This window comes from Bradyrhizobium sp. AZCC 2289, assembly GCF_036924615.1.
Lineage (GTDB): Bacteria > Pseudomonadota > Alphaproteobacteria > Rhizobiales > Xanthobacteraceae > Bradyrhizobium.
The window spans coordinates 2,984,415-3,006,751 of sequence record NZ_JAZHRY010000001.1; the positions used below are offsets into that span (position 1 = coordinate 2,984,415).

Genomic DNA, 22,337 nt, shown 5'->3' on the forward strand with positions numbered 1-22,337 from the left:
GCGCGACGATATGGCGGCATCAAAACGATGATCGCGACTGGCCCTCATTTCTCGCTTGTGCTAGAGTAATACTCGTGGAGGTAGCCGAAAACGCCCTTCAATGATTAGCTTTATAGCGTCTGCTCACAGCCATCCTGTTCGATCCTGCATACGTCGTACGGCGTGTTGTGCAGCCGGCGTCGCATGCCCTGTTGCATTCGCGATCTCTCGCGCGTCGGAGCGAGAATGCCCACCTCGATCAGCCGATTTTTTTTGCAGAAGACAAGGATGAAGAACTCGGGCGAAACGGACCGCAAATAACGACAGCACACATCGGAAGGAGGATTCGACATGTTTCGAGGAATTCTGACGCTGATATTGTCTATCTGCCTTGGCGCGGCGGCCGCGCCTGCGGCGCTCGCCCAAGCGGCACCGGCCATCACCGAGCAGGAGGCGCACGCGATCGCGGTGGACGCCTATGTCTACTTCTACTCCATCATGTCGATGGATCTGTCCCGCAAGCAATTCACCAACGGCACCACCGATTTCAGGGGTCCGATGAACACGTTCGTCAACGTGCCTGAATACCCGCCCGCCAATTTCAAGGGTGTCGTACGCTCCAACTTCGACACGCTCTATTCGGTCTCGTGGCTGGATATGACCAAGGAGCCTGTCGTCATCTCGGCGCCGGATACCGATGGACGCTACTATTTGCTGCCGATGCTCGACATGTGGACCGATGTTTTTGCGTCGCCGGGCTGGCGAACCACTGGTACCAAGGCGCAGACCATTCTGCTGGCGCCGGCCGGCTGGCGGCCGGATTTGCGTGACAGGTTTGCCGAAGAGCTCAAACTTCCGGCGGACACGCAGCGCATCGAAGCGCCAACGCCTTATGTCTGGCTTATCGGCCGCACCAAGACGGATGGTCCGGCGGACTACGACGCCGTTCACAAGATCCAGGCGGGTTATAAGGTCACGCCGCTTTCCGATTTTGGCAAAGCGCCCAAGGCGGTCGAATTCAAGCCCGACCCGAGCGTCGACATGAAGACGCCGCCAAAAGTCCAGGTCGATACCATGACGGCTGGCGTGTATTTCGCCTATGCGGCCGAGTTGCTCAAGCTTCACCCGCCGCATGTCACCGATCGGCCGATGATCGCGCAGATGAAGAAAATCGGAATCGAGCCCGGCAAGAGTTTTGACATCGGCAAGCTCGATCCGGTCGTGCAACGCGCGCTCGAAACCGCGCCGCAGGACGGACAGAAGCTGATGGCGTGGAAGCTGCCGACGTTGGCGCGGGTCGCTAATGGCTGGTCGATGAACACCGACACGGTGGGCGTATATGGCAACTATTACCTGAAGCGAGCTATTCTCGCGCAGCAGGGACTTGGCGCAAACCTGGTCGAGGACGCCATATATCCTCTCAATCTCGCCGACGATTCCGGCAAGCCGCTCGATGGCGCAAACAAATATACCATTAGCTTTGCGAAAGGCGCGACCCCGCCGGTCAATGCCTTCTGGTCGATCACCCTCTACGATCAAGAAGGGTTCCAGGTCGGCAACGCCCTGAACCGCTTCGCCGTCAGCAGCTGGATGCCGTTCAAATACAATGCGGACGGCTCGCTCGATCTGTACTTGCAGAACGAAAGTCCCGGCAAGGACGTCGAAGCCAACTGGCTTCCGGCGCCGAAGGGAGCCTTCAACCTGACCATGCGTCTCTACAGCCCGAAGTCGGAGGCGCTGACCGGGAAATGGAATCCCCCGCCGGTCGTGAAGACGCAAGTAACGGTCGGTATGTCGGCTCAGTAAGAGAGAAAATGATCCGAAAACTTTAGCGAAACAACTCGGCCGTCTCTGCGTCGGTTTGTCGGAGGGCACTACTCATGACAAATCGCCAGCTCAGAGGGCAGGAAGTTCAGATCGCGCATTATCAGCTTTTGTCGCGGGAGCTTACTGATCCGCTTGCCGCGTGTTTGCTTCGGGTCATTGTCGAAGAACTTGAAGCCGACCTGCGAAGGGATCGTGACAAGAGCTGCTCCGAATGAGGGTCGCGCCGGGGGCCACGTCGCTGCCACATTGTCCCCAAGATCGGCGCAATTAATCAGCGACACGTTGATCGGAAGGCGCGGCGGATGTACCCGGCCTGATGATCTCGAATGGCCCCGACGTGCAATATCGTCGGGGCCATTGTTGTGTCGGCGTCGTTTCATCAGTCGATCGGCTCAATGAGTGGCTTGCCCTAGTCAAGCAGGAGATAGTCCAACATCTTGAGCGACTGTTCGCCGATGAACTTGACTCCGGAGTGCGGCATATTGCGTGCCTTTGTTTGCGGGGCGAGCCGCCGCGCAGATCGTGGTGTCGCTAACGCCGATGCCGCCCATGTCAGCCTAGTAAATGCACTGCCGGACATAGTAGCCCCCGCTCACCCTTATCCACTGGCATGGGCTGGGAGGTGGCTCCTTGATGATCGGCCATCCGTGAATGTCGATGTTCGTCGGCGCGGTGATGCCGCGCAAGAGACTGCATTCGCTTCAGAGGAACGGAAAATCAATCCCCCCGCAAAGCAGGTGATGGCCGTGCAGATTAACAGGAAGCGACGCATTTGTTTTGTCCGCTGCGACATAAAGTATGCCAATGCTACGCTAAGTTCGCGATTAAGCCAAGGCACGGAATTTCCGGCAAATGCCTCTCTGACGCGATCAACACGCGAGATGAAAACCGGTCCCCTTCGGCCTTTGTGTTGCGGATCAAACGCGTGCTGACCGGCAGTGAAATCGACGAGGTGATCGCGGACATCCCGGCTCGTGAAGCGTCAGCGGCCGGACGTGCGCGCCGGAAGCGGTGAGAGTTATCGAGATCGCCGCTCGTCTCATGACCGATTACTAGAGCTTAGCAGGAAGAGGCGCGCGCTCACGGACTGAGCCATTTCGGCTTGCTGGCAGTCGCTCACAGTCAACCGGCCGGACAAACCGGGCATGTCCGAGATCACCCCCAAACCAGACATGACGCAGGCAGGCTAATTCGGTCGAAAATGGTAGAGTCGAGATGTGGCGCGGTGGTCTGGCGGTGCCTTAGTGGTTCCACCATGGCTCCGTTTCCACATCCACCGGGTCGCCGGAGGCAGTTGCCCGCCTCCGGCTCCCACAGAACGTAGCATGCGGATTTGCCGCACTACGCTCTTCGACAGTTGATTCACAGCACTGCAAGAGCCTGCAACTCCGTATATGGGAGGCGCAGCTTTGGTTTCAGTAACGGCGTCCGTTCGTTGATCTGGTTGAACATGCTCCAGTTGAGGGCTCGTCCGGCCCAGCTGCGGCTGCGCAACATCCGATGCCAGTAACGCTCCACGGCGCGGTACACCTTCACGAGACACCGAAGATTCCCGGCGACACCGTAATAGGCATAGTGGCCGCGTAGGAAGGCGTTGATTTCGCCGACCTGGTCACTGATCGTGTGATGTCGTATTTGCCGCATAAGCTCCTGCAGAGACGTAAGGCTGCGCCACAAGCGAGATTTCTCGGTGCGCATCCCAACCTTGAAGTTACCCTTCTGGTTTCGCGTGCAATACAGCGTCAGACCCAAGAAGTAGATGGTCTCCGGGCGTTTTCTGCCGCGTTTGCCTGCGTGTCGCTGCGCGAACCGACCAAACTCAACCAATTTGGTCTTGGTCGGCTCAAGAGTGAGGCCGAACTTTCCCAACCGAAGGCGTAAGGCGTCCTGAACACGGATGGCGTCCGATCGATATTGGAAGCAGATCACAAAGTCATCGATATAGCGCACCAGCCGGGCTTCGCCCCGCAACCGGCTCTTCACCACGCGTTCGAACCAGAGGTCGAGCACGTAGTGAAGATAGAGGTTACTCAAAAGTACGCTGATCGATCCCCCTTGCGGTGTTCCTTCCTCGTTCGGATGGACCTTTCCATCTTCTAAGACACCCGCTTTCAGCCAGCGCCGGATCAAACTGATCAGGCGTGGATCACCGACTCGATGCGCGACGAACCGGAGCACCCAATCATGATTGAGACTCCCGAAGAAGTTCTTGAGATCCGCCTCCAGCACCCAGCCCATCTTGCCGCCGGCGATGACCTCATTGAGGGTCGCCAGAGCATGATGAGCGCTGAGCTTTGGCCGGCCACCGAATGAGCAGGGCAGAAAGTCCTGCTCATAAATGGCAGACAACACTTCGGCCGTGCTGCGCTGGAGCGCCCGGTCGGCGACAGTCGGCACGCCAAGTGGCCGCTTTTCCGTCTTGCCGGGTTTGGGGATATAGACCCGCCGGATATCCGGCGCTCTATATCCTTGGCGGTGAATGGACTGGAGCATCGGCTCTATCCATCCATCGAAGCTCTTCTTCGCCGTCTCCACCGTCTGTCCATCCACCCCAGTGGCCGACCGCTTCGGAATCTGCAACAGATTCTTCCGCACCCGATCGCGCGTGATGTGATGAGCCAGCGACGTGAAACGGAGTTTTGGTTCGCGTCGAGCTTTCACTGCTATTTGTTCAAGTTTCGTTTCCATGGTCAGCTGATCTTCTCACTGAGTAGAAGGCCGTAACTCCCGTTGAATGGAGCCCATGTCGCCCAAGAACAATTCAACTACCGCTGACCGCTTCCCCATGTAGCCGGCTTTCCCGTCCTCGGAGTACTACCAGTCAGTCTGACTTCCACCCGGTCATCAGACCCTTCTCACCTCTTCGGCTTGGCAGGTCCTACAGGCTTGCGCCTGAACCGGATGGATCTCCCTTGTTCACGTTGCTTCCTTTGGTTGCATGCTGGCGGTACGAACCCCGGGAGCATCTCAGACCGCTCGCGTTGTCGCGGCCTGCGATTCCGCCTTCCCCTTTGAGCGACAGGGTCGGCTACTCCGATCACGTTCGATTTCGGGGCTATTTTCCCGTTCACTTCATTCCGGCCTACAACCTCCCTGTCTACGCTTCGCAACGGCCGTTACCGGACGCCACGCAAGACTCGGTTCGCGGCTGCTCGCTAGGCTTTGCCGCGGCCGTCATCGCAGACGGCAGACTTCAACGCGCTTGCAAGGCGCAACGCTCATCGAACCGGACGGGCGAATCTCTCGCATCCGGCTCTCGGACAAGACTTCACGCTTTCGCGTGCAACGCCATCTGCAGCTTCTGGACATTTATTGGAGTTGACTAGGTTTCCCAATCTCCGAGGTCCTTCACCACGTATTGCGTCTGTCTTGAACTGAGGTCCCTTCCCTCCACCGGAGTTACCCGGCTTCCGCGGTACTACGAACCTCTCCGCCACCCCAGGGCGCCCAGCCTGTCCCTCACGGGCTTCCGGTTGGTCATCGCGGACCACGCCTTGGGGCTTCCCGTGTTTCGTGCGCTTTCCTTGTGTACATGCCGCCGCCACTACCCCCCCGGCGCAGCGTCTGAACGTATCGCTTCGCTCATTTCATCCAGACGTATCAGTCTTCCCCGATAGGGTTGTCGGGTCGACCTGCGCATTGTCCTTTTCGAGGATTGCTCGGCGTTCACTCGCGTTACGGCCTGCACACTCGCGCTGTCACCAATTCGTGACACGCTAATCGAAGGCTTCAGCCACTTCGTTACCTCCATGACTGCTCCGATTGCTTCCGGCTGGAGCGATTGCCGGGTGGGGCTTGCACCCACTGGAAAGCGCCGCCTTTGCACGGCGCACACCCAACTCGGACATAGCAGTCGCTTGCATGCTCGAATTGCTTGCTCCGGCTGAGGCCACAGTCTTTCGTCGGATTATCGAGTATCCGAGTCAGGGATGTTTCGGTGCTCGAAGTGCGTATAGTCGCTGGTAGATCATCGACTCTGGTATCCAATCAAGCAAAGTGTATCCAAGTGGCAGCTTGATCAGGTTAGCGATAATTCTGGATGAAGGCGGATGCCAATAAACCGACAGGTTATAAAATTTAAGCGGAGTGAACCCTAAAGTCGTGAACTCGTGCATCAATCGCTTATGACTGAAGTGCCTTCTGTAGTCCACAATTGGACCCGAAAGCAGAAATATTTTGCCGGAGTGTTCGTTGGCAACTTTCTTCAGAAGCGCTCCCTGCTCCTCCAGGGACAGATAGTAGACGCATTCGATGGCTGCGATCACGTCGTAACCCTCGAATGACGCCTGTAAAAAATCAGCGCTTTCAAATCTGGCATTTGGCAGGTTTAGCGATTTGGCGCGAGCGATCGCTACATCGCTTATGTCAATGCCAACCACGGATCGTGCTTTGCTAAAAATTGTCTGGGTCAAGTGGCCTTCACCACAACCGAGTTCAAGAATGGATTTGTCCCGGATGAATGGCTTCAGACATCGGCGCAGCACGTTATCCCTGAATCGCGCGTGAGAAATATGCCAGGGGTCCGGGGCCGCGTAATAGAGATTGAAATCTGCAGCCGTTCGCATTGCTGGTTTCCGCCGATTGAAAACAAGCGCTGTTCGCGAGTCTCCAAAAACCAATTTGCCTGTGGCGCGCAGGCGCGACCCCGGCGCTCCAGACTTTCCTTTGGGGGCAACGCCTATCGCATGTCCACCCTTTCGCGCCATCGCGCTTCGAAAGAATCAGAGTCATTCAGTGTCCGGGCTTGCGCCTCTAATGGATTGCCGGGCTTCTGTGTGACAACGCTTGTAACTTTTCCGTTGGAAACGGGTTGCGCAGATGCCTCCTTGGGAAATTCCAACAACGACTTCGAAAGCATGGGCTTGCCCTCGTACCAGCACTTTCGTCCATCGATCAGACGATAGGACCACCACTGCCCGTGCGGATTTTTTGGCGCCGCGGCGCTGCATTGTTGTTTGGCCTGCGCATTTGGTATCCCAACGGATAAGAGCGTAGCAATCCAGGCGGCCAAAGCGATTGAGGGCAGTTTGCTCATTTGCGCACTGCGAGGCTGCTTTGTCGCTGCAAGCGGCTTACAGCGACTGCCAAATCGGGGCGTTCGAGAACTTCCACCAACCTGTCCAGGATACGCTCATTGTTCTGCGGCCGGGGCAGAAGGTAGTCTTCCAGTATGAGTTGCGCTTCGTTAATCGCCTGAAGAGCCAATTGTTGATCGGTCATCTCTTCTTACCCATTAAACAAATGCCGCCCAGGGGAAAAGAAGAAGCAAGAAATCAAGCCGCTTTGGGGAGATATCCCCACTTTTTTGAGTTATCCGATCAATTTTTATTTCAATGCGAGAAGCCCTCGGCGCGCGATCGCGGCGGCTTCCTAGTTCAACACCGCTTCCGAAGTCGACTGACTGGTAGCTTGTCGAACTGACGATGTCAGTTCGTTGGGGTAAAGCGGACCTTCCGGTTGGGCGCGTTGAAGTCCGGAAATGGAGTCCCGTCCTTCCGGCTTTGAGTTGGAGGTCATCGGCTTTGGCGGCGTGACCGAGATACCTGCCTCTTAGCTCGGCATCACGAACATGAGCCGCCGCAGGCGGACCGCCGCTGGCATGCCCCGCAAACCGTGCGGCGCTAACCCTCATCCGGAAACCGGAGCAGATGGGGTAAAATCCCCCAGGGTCCACACCCGAGGAGCAACAACATGACCCCACACATCCCCGAGGAATTTTCCACCAGGTTGATCGACTGGAGTCCCTTCGTGATCATGGGCAACACGATGCCGCCCCGAGATCCTGATGAAGAAGAAGAGGACGAGGACGAAGAGGAAGAGGACCGCGCCGACGAACCGCCGGTCGTGCGCGAGCCGGACGAAGACTAGAGCATGATGCTTTTAGGATTGGGCATAGCCTACAAGTGGTGGAACTGGCACGACAGCTACGTCGCAGACGCAGCGCCCAACAAGAAGTGGGTCGAGGTGTCGGACGCCGGAGAGGCGGCGTTCCGGAACCAACACGCGAGCACGAGGCGATGAGGCAGGCGATGTGGCGGTGGGATCTGACGGGCGGCGACGGTCGGTCGGACCGAACACTCTTCGATCCGGACAGACCGAACGATGTGGTTACCATCGTGCCTTGCCCCTCACCCGCCTTCACGCTTTGCGTGAAGGCGACCTCTCCCCGTAAAAGGTCGGGGAGAGGTGAAGGGAGCTAGCTCGCCGGCATGACGTAGGCATAAATCCGGCCGCGCGAGATCGGCGCTTCGCGGACGCGGTTGCCGTTATTACCCGAGATCATGATCGGATTTCCGGAGGCATCGATGCCGGTGATGATGCCGACATGGCCGCCGCCGCGCCGCCCCATCACGGCGATCGCGCCGACCTGCGGGCCGGAGACGCGCTGGCCGTAATGCGCGAAGGAAGCAGCCATATCGGAGCCGGTGCCCTTATAGCCGGAATGCTGCAGCACCAGGTTCATGAATCGCGCGCACCACAGGCTGCCGCGGCCGGTCGGGTTGCCGCCGAGATAGCGGCGCGCTTCGGAAACGACGTTCGAGGAACCGAAGCTGCCTTGCGTTGTGACACCGCCGGTGTTCGGCACCAGACTGGCATTGGTATCGGCAAAGCCGCGCGCCTGCATTTGCGCCACGCCGCGCTCCCAGCGCGAACCGCGCGCTACATGCCGATAGTGCCTGTGAGCGTAGTGCCGCGCATTACGGCCGGCGTGATAGGCGCGAGCGTGTCGCCCTGCGCCGTGGTGAGATCTTGCTGAAGCGGGAGTGGCAGAAATGGCGATGGCCATCGAACACAAGGCCAGCGCGATAAGACGAAGCGACCGGCGAAACGCAAACAACTGAACCATACTTACTCGATCCTCTGTGACACCCCCCATTCCCCATCGCACTCGGGTGGAAACGAACGCGGCGGCGGGTTTGAAATTTTCGGTGTGGCGAGAGGAAGATTTCATGCGGCACTGCGGAAACGATTTCGGGGTCATTCCGCGATCATTGTTTGGCCAAAAAGATCCTGTGCTGCCGCATTGCGGCCCCGAAAATTAACTGCAAAATTCGGGGCGGCCCACGAGAAGGAATGACAAATGCCCTATGCCGTCGCGAAAGATAATGTCCGTCTCCATTACGAAGAGGCGGGAAATGGAACACCGATCATTTTCCTGCACGAATTCGCGGCCGACCACACCAATTGGGAGCCGCAGATGCGCTACTTCTCGCGCGGCCACCGCTGCATCGCCTATTCCGCGCGCGGCTATATGCCGTCCGACGTGCCGCCCGCGGCCGACGTCTACACCTACAAGCATTTCTACACCGACGCGCTCGCGGTGCTCGATCATCTCGGAATCGCAAAGGCACATCTCATCGGCCTGTCGATGGGCTCCTATTCGTCGCTGCAGATCGGCCTCAACGCGCCCGAACGCGCGCTGTCGATGACGCTGGCCGCCGTCGGCTCCGGCTCGAACCTCGAAAATCTCGAAGCCTTCCGCAAACAGTGCCGGGCCAACGCCGAGCAATATGAGGCGATCGGATCAGTCGAAGTCGCCAAAGCGACCCGCGAGGCGCCGAGCCGGATTCCGTTTCTGCTGAAAGACCCGCGCGGTCACGCCGATTTCTATGCCGCCCTGGCCCGCCACGACGCCAAAGGCTCGGCCAACACCATGCGCAGCTTTCAGGGCGGCCGGCCCTCGATCTACACCCTGGTGGAGGCGATCGGTAAAGTGCCGACGCCGGCGCTGATCCTGTGCGGCGACGAGGACGACAATTGCGTCGAGCCCAGCCTGTTCCTGAAGCAGCATTTGCCCGCGGCGGGGCTTTCGTTCTTCCCGAAATCCGGCCACGTGCTCAATCTGGAGGAGCCGGCGCTGTTCAATGAGATGGTCGAGCGTTTTATTGCACTGGTCGAAGCCGGGAGGTGGCCGGTGCGTGATCCGAGATCGATGATGGCTTGAACGTCATTCCGGGGCGATGCGCAGCATCGAACTAGGTGCGCAATTGCGCACCTGAGAATCTCGAGATTCCGGGTCTGGTCCTACGGACCATCCCGGAATGACGCCAAGGGCGTCACTTCGCCTTGCCGCGGCTGAGCAAAAACACGCCCTGCTCGCCGAACATGTTCCAGAACCACCACGGCAGATTGAGCCGCAGGGGGCGGCCGTAGAGATCGAGCGCCACTGCGCGCTCCATCTTGACGTTGATCTCGTCGCAGAGCTGCACGAAATCCTTGATGGTGCAGAAATGGATGTTCGGCGTGTCGTACCAAGTCGCCGGCAGGTTTTCCGTGCGCGGCATGTGGCCGCCGACCAGGAGCTGCAGCCGCATCTTCCAGAACCCGAAATTCGGGAACGAGACGATGGCGCGCTGGCCGATCCGCAGCAGATTCTCCAGCACCACTTTCGGCTGCCGCGTTGCCTGCAGCGTCTGCGACAGGATCACGTAGTCGAACGCATCGTCGGGATAATTGACGAGGTCGGTATCGGCGTCGCCCTGCACCACCGCAAGGCCCTTGGCGACGCAGCGGTTGACACCCTCGCGCGACAGCTCGATGCCGCGGCCGTCGATGCCCCGGCTTTCCAGCAGCATCAGCAATTCGCCGTCGCCGCAGCCGACATCGAGCACCTTTGAGCCGCGCTCGATCATCTCGGCGACCAAAAGATGATCGCTGCGATAATTCCCGGTGCGGTCAGGCGTGACGCCCGCGAGCGGCAAGGTCTGCTGGATGCTCATGATGGCTCAGCGCCATTGTTTCCCAGTCCGCGCGCCTTGCCCGCCGACTGCAGAAAAGCCCGGGAGATGTCGAAGAATTCCGGCACCTCCAGCAGGAAGGCGTCGTGGCCGCGATCGGTTTCGATCTCGGCAAACGACACCCGCGCGCTCGACGCATTGAGCGCATGCACCAGCGCCCGCGATTCCGCGGTCGGGAACAGCCAGTCTGACGTGAACGACACCACGCAGAACCGTGTCTTGATGCCGCGGAACGCACGCGCCAGCGCGCCGTCATGGTCGGCGGCGATATCGAAATAGTCCATTGCCCGCGTCAGATAGAGATAGCTGTTGGCATCGAAGCGCTCGACGAAGGACGAGCCCTGGTAGCGCAGATAGCTTTCGACCTGGAAATCGGCGTCGAACGAGAAGGTCGGCAGGTCGCGGTCCTGCATCCGCCGGCCGAACTTGCGGTGCAGGGCGGCGTCGGAGAGATAGGTGATATGCGCTGCCATCCGCGCCACGCCGAGCCCGCGATGCGGGTGCGTGCCGTGCTCGAAATAGCGCCCGGCGCGCCAGTCGGGATCGGCCATCACGGCCTGACGGCCCAATTCGTGGAACGCGATGTTCTGCGCCGAGTGCCGCGTGCTGCAGGCAATCGCCAGCGTGGAATACACCCGCTCGGGGTAAGCCGCGGTCCATTGCAGCGCCTGCATGCCGCCCATCGAGCCGCCGACCACGCAGAACAGCGTCTCGATCCCCAAGCGATCGATCAGCATGGTCTGCGCGCGCACCATGTCGGGAATGGTGATGATGGGAAAATCGAGCCCCCACGCTTTTGCCGTCGCGGGGTTGATCGAGGCCGGGCCGGTCGAGCCCATGCAGCCGCCGATCACGTTGGAGCAGATGATGAAATAGCTGTTGGTGTCGAGCGGCCGGCCGGGGCCGACCATGGTGTCCCACCAGCCCGGCTTGCCCGTCACCGGGTGCGGGTTGTTGACATGCTGATCGCCGGTCAGCGCATGGCAGACCAGAATGGCGTTGGAGCGATCGGCGTTGAGTTCGCCATAGGTCTGGTAGGCGATCTGGAACGGCGCCAGATCGATGCCGCAATCGAGTTTGAGCGGCTGATCCATCCCGAACTTCGCCAGCTGCGACGTCGGATGATCGGCCTCATGGGCGCGATCCTCGCCGTGGATCGCGGGACTTGCTATCGACTGCACCTTGGTCATCCCGGCACCGTCCTCCTCGCGGAGGATCCTCGAACGGAAATCAGGCCATAAAAAAACCCGGCCTGAACATAAGGTTCGGCCGGGATCACTTCTGTCCCCGGCCTGTTTAGCGAGTTGTTTAACGTGGCTGCAAGCCGGCCGGCTCAAATGACCACGGAGTGGGTTAAAGCTAGTCCCGGACTGGCGTTTCGTCAAGGCAGGCCCAAAGCGCAGAGTTAACCGGGCCATGCAGGTGGGCCATGCAGGCGGCCCATGCAGGTCCTGGCGGCGACGTTTCTCTTTGCTTTCAGCTTCCGTCTTTCCTAATCAGTGCCCTTGCTTGCCGGCGGCATCAGGCCGTCCGGCCGTTAGGGTTCGACATGTCCAAGGCACCCCCCGCCCCGCCCTCGCTGGCGGTGCTGCGCAAAGAGATCGACGCGATCGACGAGCAGGTCCATCAGCTCTTGATGGCGCGCGGCGATATCATCGATCGCCTGATCCAGGTGAAGGAGACCCAGGAGGTCGGCTCGGCGTTCCGTCCGGCGCGCGAGGCCGACATGATGCGGCGACTGGTCGAGCGTCATCGCGGCATCCTCCCGATCGATACCGTCGAGAGCATCTGGCGCGTCATCATCTCGACGTTCACGTATGTGCAGGCGCCGTTCTCGGTGCATGCGGATGTCTCGGTCGGCGAATCCGCGATGCGGGATTCGGCGCGGTTTCATTTCGGCTTCGTCGTGCCTTATGTGGCGCATTTCAGCGCGCAGGCCGCGGTCGAGGCGGTGGCGAAATCGAAGGGCGATCTGGCGCTGGTCTCGGCCACCTCCAGCCGCACGCCGTGGTGGATCGGCCTCGAGCCTGATGGCGCGCCAAAAATCATCGCGCGGCTGCCGTTCCTCGAGCGTGCCGATCATCCGGCGGCATTGCCGGTGTTCGTGGTCTCGCGCGTCGCCGATAACGCGATGGTGACCGAGGTCGAGACCTGGAGCGTGCGCGTCTCCGGCTGGAATGCCGATATTGCGCGTGCGATCGCGCCGCTCGCCGAAATCGTCGCCGTCCCCGATACCGCCTTCGACGGCGCGGCGCTGCTGGTATCGATCGCAGGCACCGGGCTGGAAAAGATCAGAACCGCGCTGATCGAGGCCGGCGCCTCGGTGCGCTCATCGGCCCTCGTCGGCAGCCACGCAACGCGCTATACGGTGCCCCCGAACGGGGCAGCCAAACCCTAAAAGCCGCCCCAAAATACCCCGGAGTTAACGATGTCCCGCCCCGTGCCGAATCCCGGCATTCTCGATATTGCGCCCTACACGCCCGGCAAGAGCCCGGTGGCGGAGCCGGGCCGCAAGGTGTTCAAGCTGTCCGCCAACGAGACGCCGTTCGGGCCGTCGCCGAAGGCGATTGCGGTCTACAAGGACGCCGCAGCGCATCTGGAGGACTATCCGGAGGGCACATCGCGGGTGCTGCGCCAGGCGATCGGCCGCGCCTTCGGGCTCGACCCGAACCGCATCATCTGCGGCGCCGGCTCGGACGAGATCCTCAATCTGCTCGCGCACGTCTATCTCACCCATGGCGACGAGGCGATCTCGACCACCCATGGCTTTCTGGTCTACCCGATCGCGACGATGGCGAACGGCGCCAGGAACGTCGTCGCGCCCGAAACCAATTTCACCGCCGACGTCGACGCGATCCTCGCGCGCGTCACGCCGCGCACCAAGCTCGTCTGGCTCGCCAACCCGAACAACCCGACCGGCACCTATCTGCCGTTCGACGAGGTCAAGCGGCTGCGCGCCGGCCTGCCGGAGCACGTGCTGCTGGTGCTCGACGCCGCCTATTCCGACTACGTGTCGCGCAACGACTACGAGCTCGGCATCGAGCTGGTGGCGACCACCGAGAACACGGTGGTGACGCACACGTTTTCGAAAATCCACGGCCTCGCGTCGTTGCGGATCGGCTGGATGTTCGGCCCGGCCCACATCGTCGACGCGGTCAACCGGATTCGCGGCCCCTTCAACGTCTCGACGCCGGCGATGCTGGCGGCGGTGGCGGCGATCGAGGACACCGCGCATGTCCAGATGTCCAGGACGCACACCGAAAAATGGCGCAACTGGCTGACGGACGAAGTGACAAAACTCGGCCTCAAGGTGACGCCGAGCGTGGCCAATTTCATCCTGATCCATTTCCCGCTCGAGCAGGGCAGGACGTCGGCTGATGCCGACGCGTTCCTGACCAGGCGCGGGCTGGTGCTGCGCGCGCTGAACAATTACGGCCTGCCGCACGCGCTGCGCATGACCATCGGCACCGAGGAAGCCAATCGGCTCGTGGTCGACGGTTTGCGCGACTTCATGGCGGCCAGGATGGCTGTCAAGTGAGCGTTGACGGGAACGCTGCGCCGCATTTCAAGAAGGTCGCGCTGATCGGCTTCGGCCTGATCGGCGGCTCGATCGCGCGCGGCGCCCGGCTGCAGGGGCTTGCGGGCGAGATCGTCACGACCGCGCGCTCGGAGAAGACCCGTGCGCGGGTGGCCGAACTCGGCATCGTCGACCGCGTAGTGGCGACCAACGCCGAAGCCGTCAAAGACGCCGACCTCGTCATCCTCTGCATTCCCGTCGGCGCCTGCGGCCCGGTGGCGCAGGAGATCGCGGCTTTCCTCAAGCCGGGCGCGATCGTTTCCGACGTCGGTTCGGTCAAGGGCGCGGTCGCACGCGAAATGGCGCCGTTTATTCCCCCGGGTGTGCACTTCGTCCCCGCGCATCCGGTCGCCGGCACCGAGCATTCCGGCCCGGATTCCGGCTTCGCGGAATTGTTCATCAACCGCTGGTGCATCCTGACGCCACCGGAAGGCACCGACGCGGGCGCGGTGGAAAAACTGCGGGCGTTCTGGGCCGGCCTTGGCGCCAGGGTCGAGATCATGACGCCGGATCATCATGACCTCGTGCTCGCGATCACCAGCCACCTGCCGCATCTGATCGCCTACACCATCGTCGGCACCGCCGACGAACTCGAAGAGGTGACGTCGTCGGAGGTCATAAAGTTCTCCGCCGGCGGCTTTCGCGATTTCACCCGTATCGCGGCCTCCGATCCCACGATGTGGCGCGACGTGTTCCTGAACAACAAGGACGCGGTGCTGGAGATGCTCGGCACCTTCAACGAGGATCTGTCGAAACTCACCCGCGCCATCCGCCGCAATGACGGCGAAGCGCTGTTCGAGCATTTTACCCGCACCCGCGCCATCCGCCGCGGCATCGTCGAGATCGGCCAGGATTCGGCCGCGCCCGACTTCGGCCGGCCGCATGAACATCTGACGAAGAAGCCGGGTTGAGAGCGGGCGCATGCGAAGTATCCAGTACGCCGCGGCTTCTCGGTTTTATCCCTGATGTCTCTGGAATACTGGATCACCCGCATGCGCGGGTGATGACGACTGGGGGTATGCCTTCCGAGCGAGCCGCAGGCGGGCGATCGAGCCGGCGCTGATCTGCATGGCGGTGCCAACGAGCCACCACGAGCCAATGACGAGCTCCCATGCGCGGTGCGGCGCTTCATCGAGCACGATGGCACAGACCGAGATCAGCGCGGCCACGGCGGCGAGGAATGTGCCGGCGGCGCTGAGCAGCTCGACCGGCTCAACCCTCGGCGGATGGCGGGCGCCGCTGGCCGGGAGCCAGGGAATATCGATCCCGAGATAGAATGCGATCATTCCGGCCAACACCATCGCCGCGGTGAATCCGAACGTGTCGAGCGCCGCGATGTCGGTTTTTGCCAGTTGCGCGGCCACGAACGTCCCGCACATCGCGCCGGCCATCGCCAGGCCGCTGCGCCCGATGACATGCGCCGCCCGGCTGATCAGATAGTAGTCCTGCATCGCGTGGTTTCCTTCGTTAGGCATGATGAACCCCTCGTTCTGGCAGGGATCGAGCGCGGCATTCGCACATCGATAGTCGCGAACACGCGATCATTTCGCGTCACGTCTCGCTCACGGCCGGGTGTTGGAATTTCTTGACGCGCGCGTCCGCGTCTGAATGAAAGGAAGCGGGCTCCAGCCGGGGCGACTGAGCCCGCTTCGATCCGGGCACGCCGGTTACTTGCGGGGTTTGACGTGCCGGGTCACGATCGGGTGGCTCATGACCAGCCGCGGCGCCATCGCGTGGGCATTGGCAACCGGCCGCGCCGATCCGTTACCGAGATCGCCGTTCGGATGATAGAACGCCCACATCCCCGGCTCCGATGCCTCCAGCGGGTCCTGCGCCGACGCCGGTGATGCAATCAACACCGCCAAAACCGCGGCCGCGCCGAACAATTTGAACCTGGTCATGTCTCTCCTCCTCCGCATGACCCGCAGCTGATGTGCGGGCCTTCACTAGGAGAGACTGGGGTTCGTGCCTCGGCATTCCCGCGATTTCGATCACGGTTCGGCGAGCAGGTGTTTACCGTCACGGCTGCCGGCCCGGCCTGGTGAGCAATTGCGCACGGGGGCCGGGACGACGATGGAGAAATGTCGACGGAAAGATTCAGAACAGCGGCGGGACGTCCCCTACCTTCAACGGGCCGAGAAACACCGCACCGTCGACGAAGCGCAGCGGAAAGGCCCGCGCCTTCTTGCCTTCCAGCACCGCTTCGCTGCCGAGCGAGTTGATTCCGGCGGTGACGCCGACACTGGCGTTCTGCTTGACGACCTTGCCAAGCCCCGGGATCGCGCGGTCGAGCGCGCCGAACAGGCCGTTGATGTCCTGGCTCTTGACGCCGGGCGCGACGCGATCGAGCGTTGCCTGCGGCACGCCCTGTTCCAGCATCTTCTCGATGCCGAGCGCGGGAATCACCTTCTCGATACCGGCGACCGTCATCTGTAATTCGCCTTCGATCCGGCCGCTGGCATTGAGGCCCAGCGTGCCGGCGGCAACTGCGATCAGGTCGCCCTGCTGGATTCGCGACTGCACGATCTCGACATGGCCGCCCACGGCCTGGATTTCGCGAAACCGCTCGGGCCAGGGTTTTGGCGAAAAATCCTTCAAGCCGCTGAGCTTCGTGCGCACATCGGCATCGAAGGGCGCTGCGAGCAGCGGATGCACCTCCTGCACGCTGCCGCCGGCGATCTGCAACACAGTTTCGATCAAGGGGTGATCCGCCGGCGAGCCCTCGGCGATGCGGCCATGCAGCTCGACATTCCTGGCGCGGGCGAGCGGCGTCTGCACCGATCCTTTGATGCGATCGATCGCGGGCTCGTCGAACACCAGCGAGACACGCTGCGGCACCGCGGGCAGCCCGACCACGCTGCTGCGGCCCTTGCTCCAGTTCACCATCATCGACGGCGGCTGGCCCCGCTCGGATATGGTGGCCGGCGCCTTGAATTCGGCGATCAGCAATTTCGGATCGTAGATTTGCGCCACCACCAGGATTTCGCCGAGCTTGGCCGTAAACGGCGCCTGCGATCCCGCGGTCTGCGACAGCAACGCCACGCTGGCATCGTCGCAGCGGACTTCGAGGCGGAACGGGAAGCCGGCGACGGAGCGGTTGCCGCAATCATAGACCCGGCCGGATTTGGCTTCCTGGGCCCGCCAGGCGTCGGCGCGCACGCCGACCTCGGAAGCCGCATAGAACCAGAATCCGCTCCAGGCGCAGGCTGCAACCACGAGCAGAGCGGGCATGAGGAAAAGGCGCCAAAGCGGGCGCCGGCGCGGCGCGGGGGACATGTCAGGCATGCGGCGTCCTTTGGCTGACGATTTTGTCAAATGTAAGCGACCAAAGCCTCGGTTCTGATTGTATCAGAACCGAGGCTCTGAATTCTCGTTTTGACGGGTTTTCTTAACGCGAACCGGTATCCACCCCGCATCAAGTGCGGGGCAGGCTTTCGCTCGAAAACGCTCTGCCCCGGCAGCAAAAGCCGCTGAATTTGCTTCGTTTTGCCTTGCGCTTCTGATAGCCGTGCGCGCAATGTCGACGATTACCTTGCCCGAGACGGAATTCTCCGAAGGCGACCTGTGGGTGTTCGGCTATGGCTCGCTGATGTGGCGTCCGGGCTTCGAATTCCTCGAACAGGTCCCGGCGCGGCTGATCGGGGAGCATCGCGCGCTCTGCGTTTACTCGTTCGTCCACCGCGGGACGCCGGAAAAGCCGGGCCTGGTGCTCGGGCTCGATCGCGGCGGCGCCTGCCGCGGCATCGCCTTCCGGGTCGCCGAGAAGAACCGCGCCGCAACCGTCGCCTATTTGCGCGAACGCGAGCAGGTCACCTCGGTCTATCGCGAGGTGACACGCTCGCTGTGGCTGGAGAACGAGACGCGGCAACGCGTCAGCGCGCTGGCCTATGTGGTCGATCGCGGCCATGTGCAATATGCCGGACGGCTGTCGCTGGCGGAGCAACTGCGCCACGTGCAGCAGGGCCACGGCCAGTCCGGCGTCAACCGCGACTATGTGCTCGCGACCGTGAAAGCGATCGAGGCCGCGGGCTTTCGCGACACGCAATTGCATCAGCTCGCCATGATGCTGCACGACGCGCATCCGCTGCACCCGCTCCGCCAGGGCGAGCGGGAAGCGCCCTAGTGGATGAATCCGACGCCTGGTGTCCACTCTTACCCACGAGATCGATCGGACGTCGCCTCGGGCTTGGAGCGTCCGGTCGAAACCGTCAGTCTTGAGTCCGGATTACCTTCAACTCCGGACACGTCGCCGCAGCGCGCTAGTTGAGGCTAAGTGCCAAACGGCGTCATCAAGTTAGTCTAAACAAAGAGGCCACCAACGAAAGAGGCCCTAACCTATGACCTCACAAGTTCAAACCGCTCGCAACAGTGCATCATACCGGGAGCGTATCTTCCAAGCGGGGAGACGTATCTGATGTGTGCTTCGCGCCATCGCCTTTACCCTCGTTAAGCAAGAGCCTCATCGACCTCGTCGAACGGCCGTTCCGTCAGTTCAGTCGTCTTTGGGATTTAGGCGACGTTCGGAACGCCTTGCTCATCACGGCCATTATAGTAGTGCGCCTGCTCAATGGGGCGATGTCGCCGAGCGTAATGTGCATCCAGAATGATCCCGCTTCTGGTTCGCAAGCGCGATGCGCTCAGCGAAACGAGTTCGCCGAATGACGCGCGACACGACATTTGCGAGCCGTGCATCCGGAGCTAATACGAGTTGCATACAAATATAGATTGCTTTGTTTTGAAGTATTCATCATAATATTATCTACCATTTTATGTATTGTTTATCCTTAACCAAAGGTTAATTTCATTATTTACATAACTGACGTTCGGTTTACCTTGTCTTATCAAACTCGGAGAAACCAAAATGCGTCGTCGGCTTGGTCAAGTCCTTTGCTCAACTTTGCTCTTGCTCACAGCCGGAAACGCCCGCCTCGCCGCGATAGAGAACGAACCGGCTGCCAACTCCACCGCCTTAGGTGCAGGTACCAACGTTAGCTGTTCCCGGCGTGCAACTCCGGTGGAACCAGCAGATCCTTCGGCGGATTCTTCGGTAACGGCTGCGATTTCTCACAAATTCATCGCCAGCCAACGATTCAGGGAGAACACGTCAACTGCGGCGGAAGTCAAGATTTCGTGGCTTGGCGCGACTTTCGTGCGCCGCTTCGCCGTCAAGATCGAAGACGATACAAATGACGTGGCATTTCAAATTCATGTCTTGAACAAAGCATCAAGCGATAACCAACTCATCGCCGAACTCCATGATCGCTATGAGACTCGTCTCGCCGACGTTTGGTGCTTCCTAAAACTCCAGGCGAACGGTGAAGACGGTGCGTTGCAGACCAACGCTGTGCCAAACATATTTTTTGTTCGTGACGCCGCAGGCGAGCTCGGGGCGGTAGACACGATCTGGGGCGGCGCCGGATGGGAAATCGGCGCGAGCCCGGTGAGAGGTCAACGCGAATGGCCTTCCGGATCGCACGTCATCTCGCGCTGAGGTCGCGCGGACGCCGTTTTTCGGTCTCGTCTCAGTGGAGCCTGCCCGCAGCGCGAAGTCCGAAATATCGCACGGCTCCGCGCCAGTCGTGGCAAATCTTCGCCCCGTACGAAATCAGCTCGTTACAGTACGCGGCAACATCTCGCCTGCGCCCGAAGTGGATCGCTCCAACTCCACCGAACGCGCCAAGACGGATTGTTTGCGTAAGCGGGAACGCGCCATACCCAAATCGTCTCGTAAACGCTGTCTCCCGAGCGCTCGACATCAGGCTGTACTGTCGGCCAGAAAGCTGAACCAGCGAGAGCGAGCGCCAAAATTGACGCCGTTGAGATGATTGCCTTGCGCATCGCGCGCCTGCCCTTCGTATCGATTGGTGGGTTTTGATACCCGAAAATTAAATGCACCACGCGTCGCCCGCGCTCTGCGCGGGACATCGATGTTGGCCTTATGAGATTTACTTGGGCGAAGTCTCGTTATCGCGGAATGCGAAAATGAAAGCAATTCAGGCAACCAACGGTCAGTGAATAGCAACACTTCCTCCCACCGAAAAATCCGGAGAACTACGGATTTCGACAGAAATCATTCCGGCTTGAAATTGACGGCGTTCTCAGCCATGCGGATTCATTGTCGACGCCGCCAATGCTCCACCGCGCGAGATTGGTGGGAGCATCCCCATGACCGACGAGGCCATGAGTCCTTTGCGGCGGCTCAGGGCCACAGAACTCTGAGAGACGACAGCCCATTGGCCGCATAGCGCTGTCGATCATTTCGTTTCGCCCGCAGCCAAGCGCAGGCCCTCCAGGAAGAACTCTCGCTGCTCCGGGACGCGCCAGTGTTTGGCCCCCGGAATCACCGAAGGCGTGATATCCCGCAGGCGGTCGACGATCGCTCGCGCCTCGTCGAGGCGCCCCAGATGTGCGCAACAGGAGGCCAGAAAGCGGTAGCACGGCGGCCAAGTCGGGTTTTCCTGCAGCGAGAGGCGTAGCATCGCCGCCGCTCGTTCCAGGTGGCCAGCGAAAAAGTGACCGATCGCGATCCCAAGCGACGGCGGGGCTGGCCGCAGCGGATTAAAGCGCAGAGAGTTTTCGAAGTGCTCGATGCCGAGGTTGATTTGTCCGGCCCAGAGCCTGAGCCATCCGCTCCGGAACCAGGCAATTGCGGAGCTCGGATTGAGCTCGAGAGAGCGGTCGATCAGAACGATCGCTGGATCGATATCGCTCTCGAAGTAGCCGATCACGAACGCCGCCTCGGCGAGAACATAGGGGTCATCGCCGGAAGCACGAATCGCACGGCGAGCAAGGTCGACACTTTGCTGGCGTTCCCTTTCCGGGTCCTCGGTCCAGCCGTTCAAATCAAGGTTTTGGCGGCAGCTGGCTGCCAGGACGAGGGCCGGTCCGTAGCAGGGGTCAAGCTCCAGCGCGTGCTGGAGCAGATCAAGTGCGTGGAGCAATCGGAGTCTTTCCCACGACATGGCGTCGGCGCGGGCGCGGAGATAGAGGTCGTACACCGTGAGGTCGGTGGTCTGACGTTGAATTGAGCGACGAATTTCAGCCGCGACTACCGCGGGCTCAATGACACCGGCTACGCCAATGGCGATCTTGTCCTGAAGATCGAAAACATCATTGAGCGAGCCATCAAAGTGGTCGGCCCAGAGATGAGCGTCGCTGACCGCGTCGATCAGTTGGCAGGTGATGCGCACGCGATTTCCCGCCTTCCGGATGGAACCCTCCAATACATAGCGAACGCCAAGTTCGCGACCGACCTGCTTCACGTCCACGGCACGACCTTTGTAGGTGAAGCTCGAGTTGCGCGCGATGACAAAGAGCCAGCGGGTGCGGCTCAGCGCCGTGATGATCTCTTCCACCATCCCGTCGGCGAAATACTCCTGCTCCGGATCGCCGCTCATGTTCTGGAAAGGCAAGACGGCAATCGAGGGCTTGTCCGCCAGCACCAAGGCGGGTCTTTTTTCTGCGGCGACGCCGCGATCCCTAACTCTGATAACGCGGATCGGATGTTCGATGTTCTTGAGCTTCTGTTCGCCGGCATCTTCAAAGGAGACGTCGTCGAGTTTGTGCCGTACATGCCGGTAAGCATCGTCGGAAAGACAAATACCGCCCGGATCCGCGATGCCTTCGAGGCGAGCCGCCACATTGACCGCGTCGCCAAATATATCGCCAGCATCCTCGATCACGTCGCCGACATTGATGCCGATCCTGAATTCTATGCGCTGATCCGGTGGTACGTCCGCATTGCGTTCGGCCATGCTACGCTGAATATCGACTGCGCAACGTACCGCATCCATAACGCTGTCGAACTCGGCGAGCAGTCCGTCACCGGTATTTTTGACAATAGCCCCGCGATGGGCAGCAATATTTGGGGCAACCAAGCCCTGCAGATGTTCCCTCAGCCTTACGTGCGTGCCTTCTTCGTCCGCGCCGGTCAATCGGCTGTAACCGGCAACATCGGCCGCAAAGACCGCAACGAGCCGACGCGCGAAGGGATTGCGAGCCAAGGATTGCCCTCCTCGCTATAACGCGCCGCGTTGGCGCGGCCATTTCGAAAAATGCACACAAAATCGCAGCGCCGCGCGTAACTTTCCGATCCTAGCGCCGTTTGTCTTCGGATACCACCCGAACAGCCAGCTTGGCCGGGGTAACGCGTGCGCTCTGGGTCATTCGCCGAGCGAATTGCCCGTATCGCGGCCGATCGTGCCGCGGCGGCAGTG

Annotated in this window: 21 protein-coding genes, 1 pseudogene and 1 riboswitch; of the genes and pseudogenes, 10 read left to right on the forward strand and 12 right to left on the reverse strand. The window is 60.8% G+C overall.

Going from position 1 to position 22,337, the window contains the following annotated elements; all coding sequences use genetic code 11:
* Positions 1-330 precede the first annotated feature (330 nt).
* Positions 331-1,785 carry a DUF1254 domain-containing protein gene (locus V1289_RS14425; RefSeq protein ID WP_334397562.1) on the forward strand — a complete coding sequence of 485 codons (1,455 nt, stop codon included), beginning with the start codon at positions 331-333 and terminating at the stop codon, positions 1,783-1,785.
* A gap of 74 nt (positions 1,786-1,859) precedes the next feature.
* Positions 1,860-2,021 carry a hypothetical protein gene (locus V1289_RS14430; RefSeq protein ID WP_334397563.1) on the forward strand — a complete coding sequence of 54 codons (162 nt, stop codon included), beginning with the start codon at positions 1,860-1,862 and terminating at the stop codon, positions 2,019-2,021.
* A 1,147-nt stretch (positions 2,022-3,168) separates the two neighbouring features.
* Here the strand turns inward: V1289_RS14430 and ltrA are convergent.
* The 4 genes from ltrA to V1289_RS14450 all read right to left on the reverse strand — a co-directional run bounded on the left by ltrA (position 3,169) and on the right by V1289_RS14450 (position 7,026).
* On the reverse strand, positions 3,169-4,494 hold the full coding sequence (ltrA, locus tag V1289_RS14435) for a group II intron reverse transcriptase/maturase (RefSeq protein WP_334397564.1): 1,326 nt from the start codon (positions 4,492-4,494) through the stop codon (positions 3,169-3,171).
* 1,235 nt (positions 4,495-5,729) lie between these two features.
* Positions 5,730-6,371: a class I SAM-dependent methyltransferase gene (locus V1289_RS14440; protein WP_334397565.1), complete on the reverse strand. Its 642-nt coding sequence runs from the start codon at positions 6,369-6,371 to the stop codon at positions 5,730-5,732.
* A gap of 113 nt (positions 6,372-6,484) precedes the next feature.
* A complete protein-coding gene (locus V1289_RS14445) occupies positions 6,485-6,841 on the reverse strand; it encodes a hypothetical protein (RefSeq protein WP_334397566.1) in 357 nt (118 codons plus the stop codon).
* Positions 6,838-7,026, reverse strand: a complete 189-nt coding sequence (locus V1289_RS14450) for a hypothetical protein (protein ID WP_334397567.1) — start codon at positions 7,024-7,026, stop codon at positions 6,838-6,840. Before V1289_RS14450 ends, V1289_RS14445 begins: the two co-directional genes overlap by 4 nt.
* Before the next feature lie 471 nt (positions 7,027-7,497).
* Between V1289_RS14450 and V1289_RS14455 the strand changes: the two genes are divergently transcribed.
* Together V1289_RS14455 and V1289_RS14460 are read left to right on the forward strand one after the other, a co-directional pair.
* Positions 7,498-7,674: a hypothetical protein gene (locus tag V1289_RS14455; RefSeq protein WP_309182014.1), complete on the forward strand. Its 177-nt coding sequence runs from the start codon at positions 7,498-7,500 to the stop codon at positions 7,672-7,674.
* Positions 7,675-7,704: 30 nt separating this feature from the next.
* A pseudogene (locus tag V1289_RS14460) lies at positions 7,705-7,827 on the forward strand (DUF899 domain-containing protein); the annotation flags it as partial.
* Positions 7,828-8,002: 175 nt separating this feature from the next.
* Here V1289_RS14460 and V1289_RS14465 read toward each other — a convergent pair.
* Entirely contained in the window at positions 8,003-8,653 is a 651-nt protein-coding gene (locus tag V1289_RS14465; protein ID WP_334397568.1) for a TIGR02594 family protein, read from the reverse strand.
* A gap of 234 nt (positions 8,654-8,887) precedes the next feature.
* On the opposite strand from V1289_RS14465, the gene V1289_RS14470 reads away from it, so the two are divergent.
* Positions 8,888-9,751: an alpha/beta fold hydrolase gene (locus V1289_RS14470; protein WP_334397569.1), complete on the forward strand. Its 864-nt coding sequence runs from the start codon at positions 8,888-8,890 to the stop codon at positions 9,749-9,751.
* Positions 9,752-9,863: 112 nt separating this feature from the next.
* Here V1289_RS14470 and metW read toward each other — a convergent pair whose 3' ends face one another.
* Positions 9,864-10,526: a methionine biosynthesis protein MetW gene (gene metW, locus V1289_RS14475; RefSeq protein WP_334397570.1), complete on the reverse strand. Its 663-nt coding sequence runs from the start codon at positions 10,524-10,526 to the stop codon at positions 9,864-9,866.
* A complete protein-coding gene (metX, locus tag V1289_RS14480) occupies positions 10,523-11,734 on the reverse strand; it encodes a homoserine O-acetyltransferase MetX (RefSeq protein ID WP_334397571.1) in 1,212 nt (403 codons plus the stop codon). Before metX ends, metW begins: the two co-directional genes overlap by 4 nt.
* Positions 11,735-11,819: 85 nt before the next feature.
* A riboswitch (SAM riboswitch) is annotated at positions 11,820-11,899 on the reverse strand.
* Between the two features lie 194 nt (positions 11,900-12,093).
* Here metX and V1289_RS14485 point away from each other — a divergent pair.
* The 3 genes from V1289_RS14485 to V1289_RS14495 are packed head-to-tail and all read left to right on the forward strand — an operon-like array spanning position 12,094 to position 15,032.
* Complete coding sequence (locus V1289_RS14485; RefSeq protein ID WP_309182009.1) at positions 12,094-12,942, forward strand: chorismate mutase; 849 nt, start codon at positions 12,094-12,096, stop codon at positions 12,940-12,942.
* Between the two features lie 30 nt (positions 12,943-12,972).
* Positions 12,973-14,082, forward strand: coding sequence for a histidinol-phosphate transaminase (hisC, locus tag V1289_RS14490; protein WP_334397572.1), 1,110 nt, complete (start codon positions 12,973-12,975; stop codon positions 14,080-14,082).
* Positions 14,079-15,032: a prephenate/arogenate dehydrogenase family protein gene (locus V1289_RS14495; RefSeq protein WP_309182007.1), complete on the forward strand. Its 954-nt coding sequence runs from the start codon at positions 14,079-14,081 to the stop codon at positions 15,030-15,032. Before hisC ends, V1289_RS14495 begins: the two co-directional genes overlap by 4 nt.
* 45 nt (positions 15,033-15,077) lie before the next feature.
* Here V1289_RS14495 and V1289_RS14500 read toward each other — a convergent pair whose 3' ends face one another.
* The 3 genes from V1289_RS14500 to V1289_RS14510 all read right to left on the reverse strand — a co-directional run bounded on the left by V1289_RS14500 (position 15,078) and on the right by V1289_RS14510 (position 17,406).
* Positions 15,078-15,596 (reverse strand): hypothetical protein, encoded by a 519-nt coding sequence (locus tag V1289_RS14500; protein ID WP_334397573.1) that lies wholly within the window; start codon positions 15,594-15,596, stop codon positions 15,078-15,080.
* A 192-nt stretch (positions 15,597-15,788) separates the two neighbouring features.
* Positions 15,789-16,022: a hypothetical protein gene (locus V1289_RS14505; protein WP_334397574.1), complete on the reverse strand. Its 234-nt coding sequence runs from the start codon at positions 16,020-16,022 to the stop codon at positions 15,789-15,791.
* A gap of 196 nt (positions 16,023-16,218) precedes the next feature.
* Complete coding sequence (locus tag V1289_RS14510) at positions 16,219-17,406, reverse strand: DUF2125 domain-containing protein (RefSeq protein ID WP_334397575.1); 1,188 nt, start codon at positions 17,404-17,406, stop codon at positions 16,219-16,221.
* Between the two features lie 232 nt (positions 17,407-17,638).
* Here V1289_RS14510 and V1289_RS14515 point away from each other — a divergent pair, with 232 nt between their 5' ends.
* Together V1289_RS14515 and V1289_RS14520 are read left to right on the forward strand one after the other, a co-directional pair.
* Positions 17,639-18,244 (forward strand): gamma-glutamylcyclotransferase, encoded by a 606-nt coding sequence (locus V1289_RS14515; protein WP_334397576.1) that lies wholly within the window; start codon positions 17,639-17,641, stop codon positions 18,242-18,244.
* A 738-nt stretch (positions 18,245-18,982) separates the two neighbouring features.
* The gene (locus V1289_RS14520) at positions 18,983-19,612 is read left to right on the forward strand and encodes a hypothetical protein (RefSeq protein ID WP_334397577.1); all 630 of its coding nucleotides are present in this window, start codon (positions 18,983-18,985) and stop codon (positions 19,610-19,612) included.
* A gap of 264 nt (positions 19,613-19,876) precedes the next feature.
* Here V1289_RS14520 and V1289_RS14525 read toward each other — a convergent pair whose 3' ends face one another.
* Both V1289_RS14525 and V1289_RS14530 read right to left on the reverse strand, forming a co-directional pair.
* Positions 19,877-20,143 (reverse strand): hypothetical protein, encoded by a 267-nt coding sequence (locus tag V1289_RS14525; RefSeq protein ID WP_334397578.1) that lies wholly within the window; start codon positions 20,141-20,143, stop codon positions 19,877-19,879.
* A gap of 232 nt (positions 20,144-20,375) precedes the next feature.
* A complete protein-coding gene (locus V1289_RS14530) occupies positions 20,376-22,124 on the reverse strand; it encodes an adenylate/guanylate cyclase domain-containing protein (protein WP_334397579.1) in 1,749 nt (582 codons plus the stop codon).
* Between the last annotated feature and the right edge of the window lie 213 nt (positions 22,125-22,337).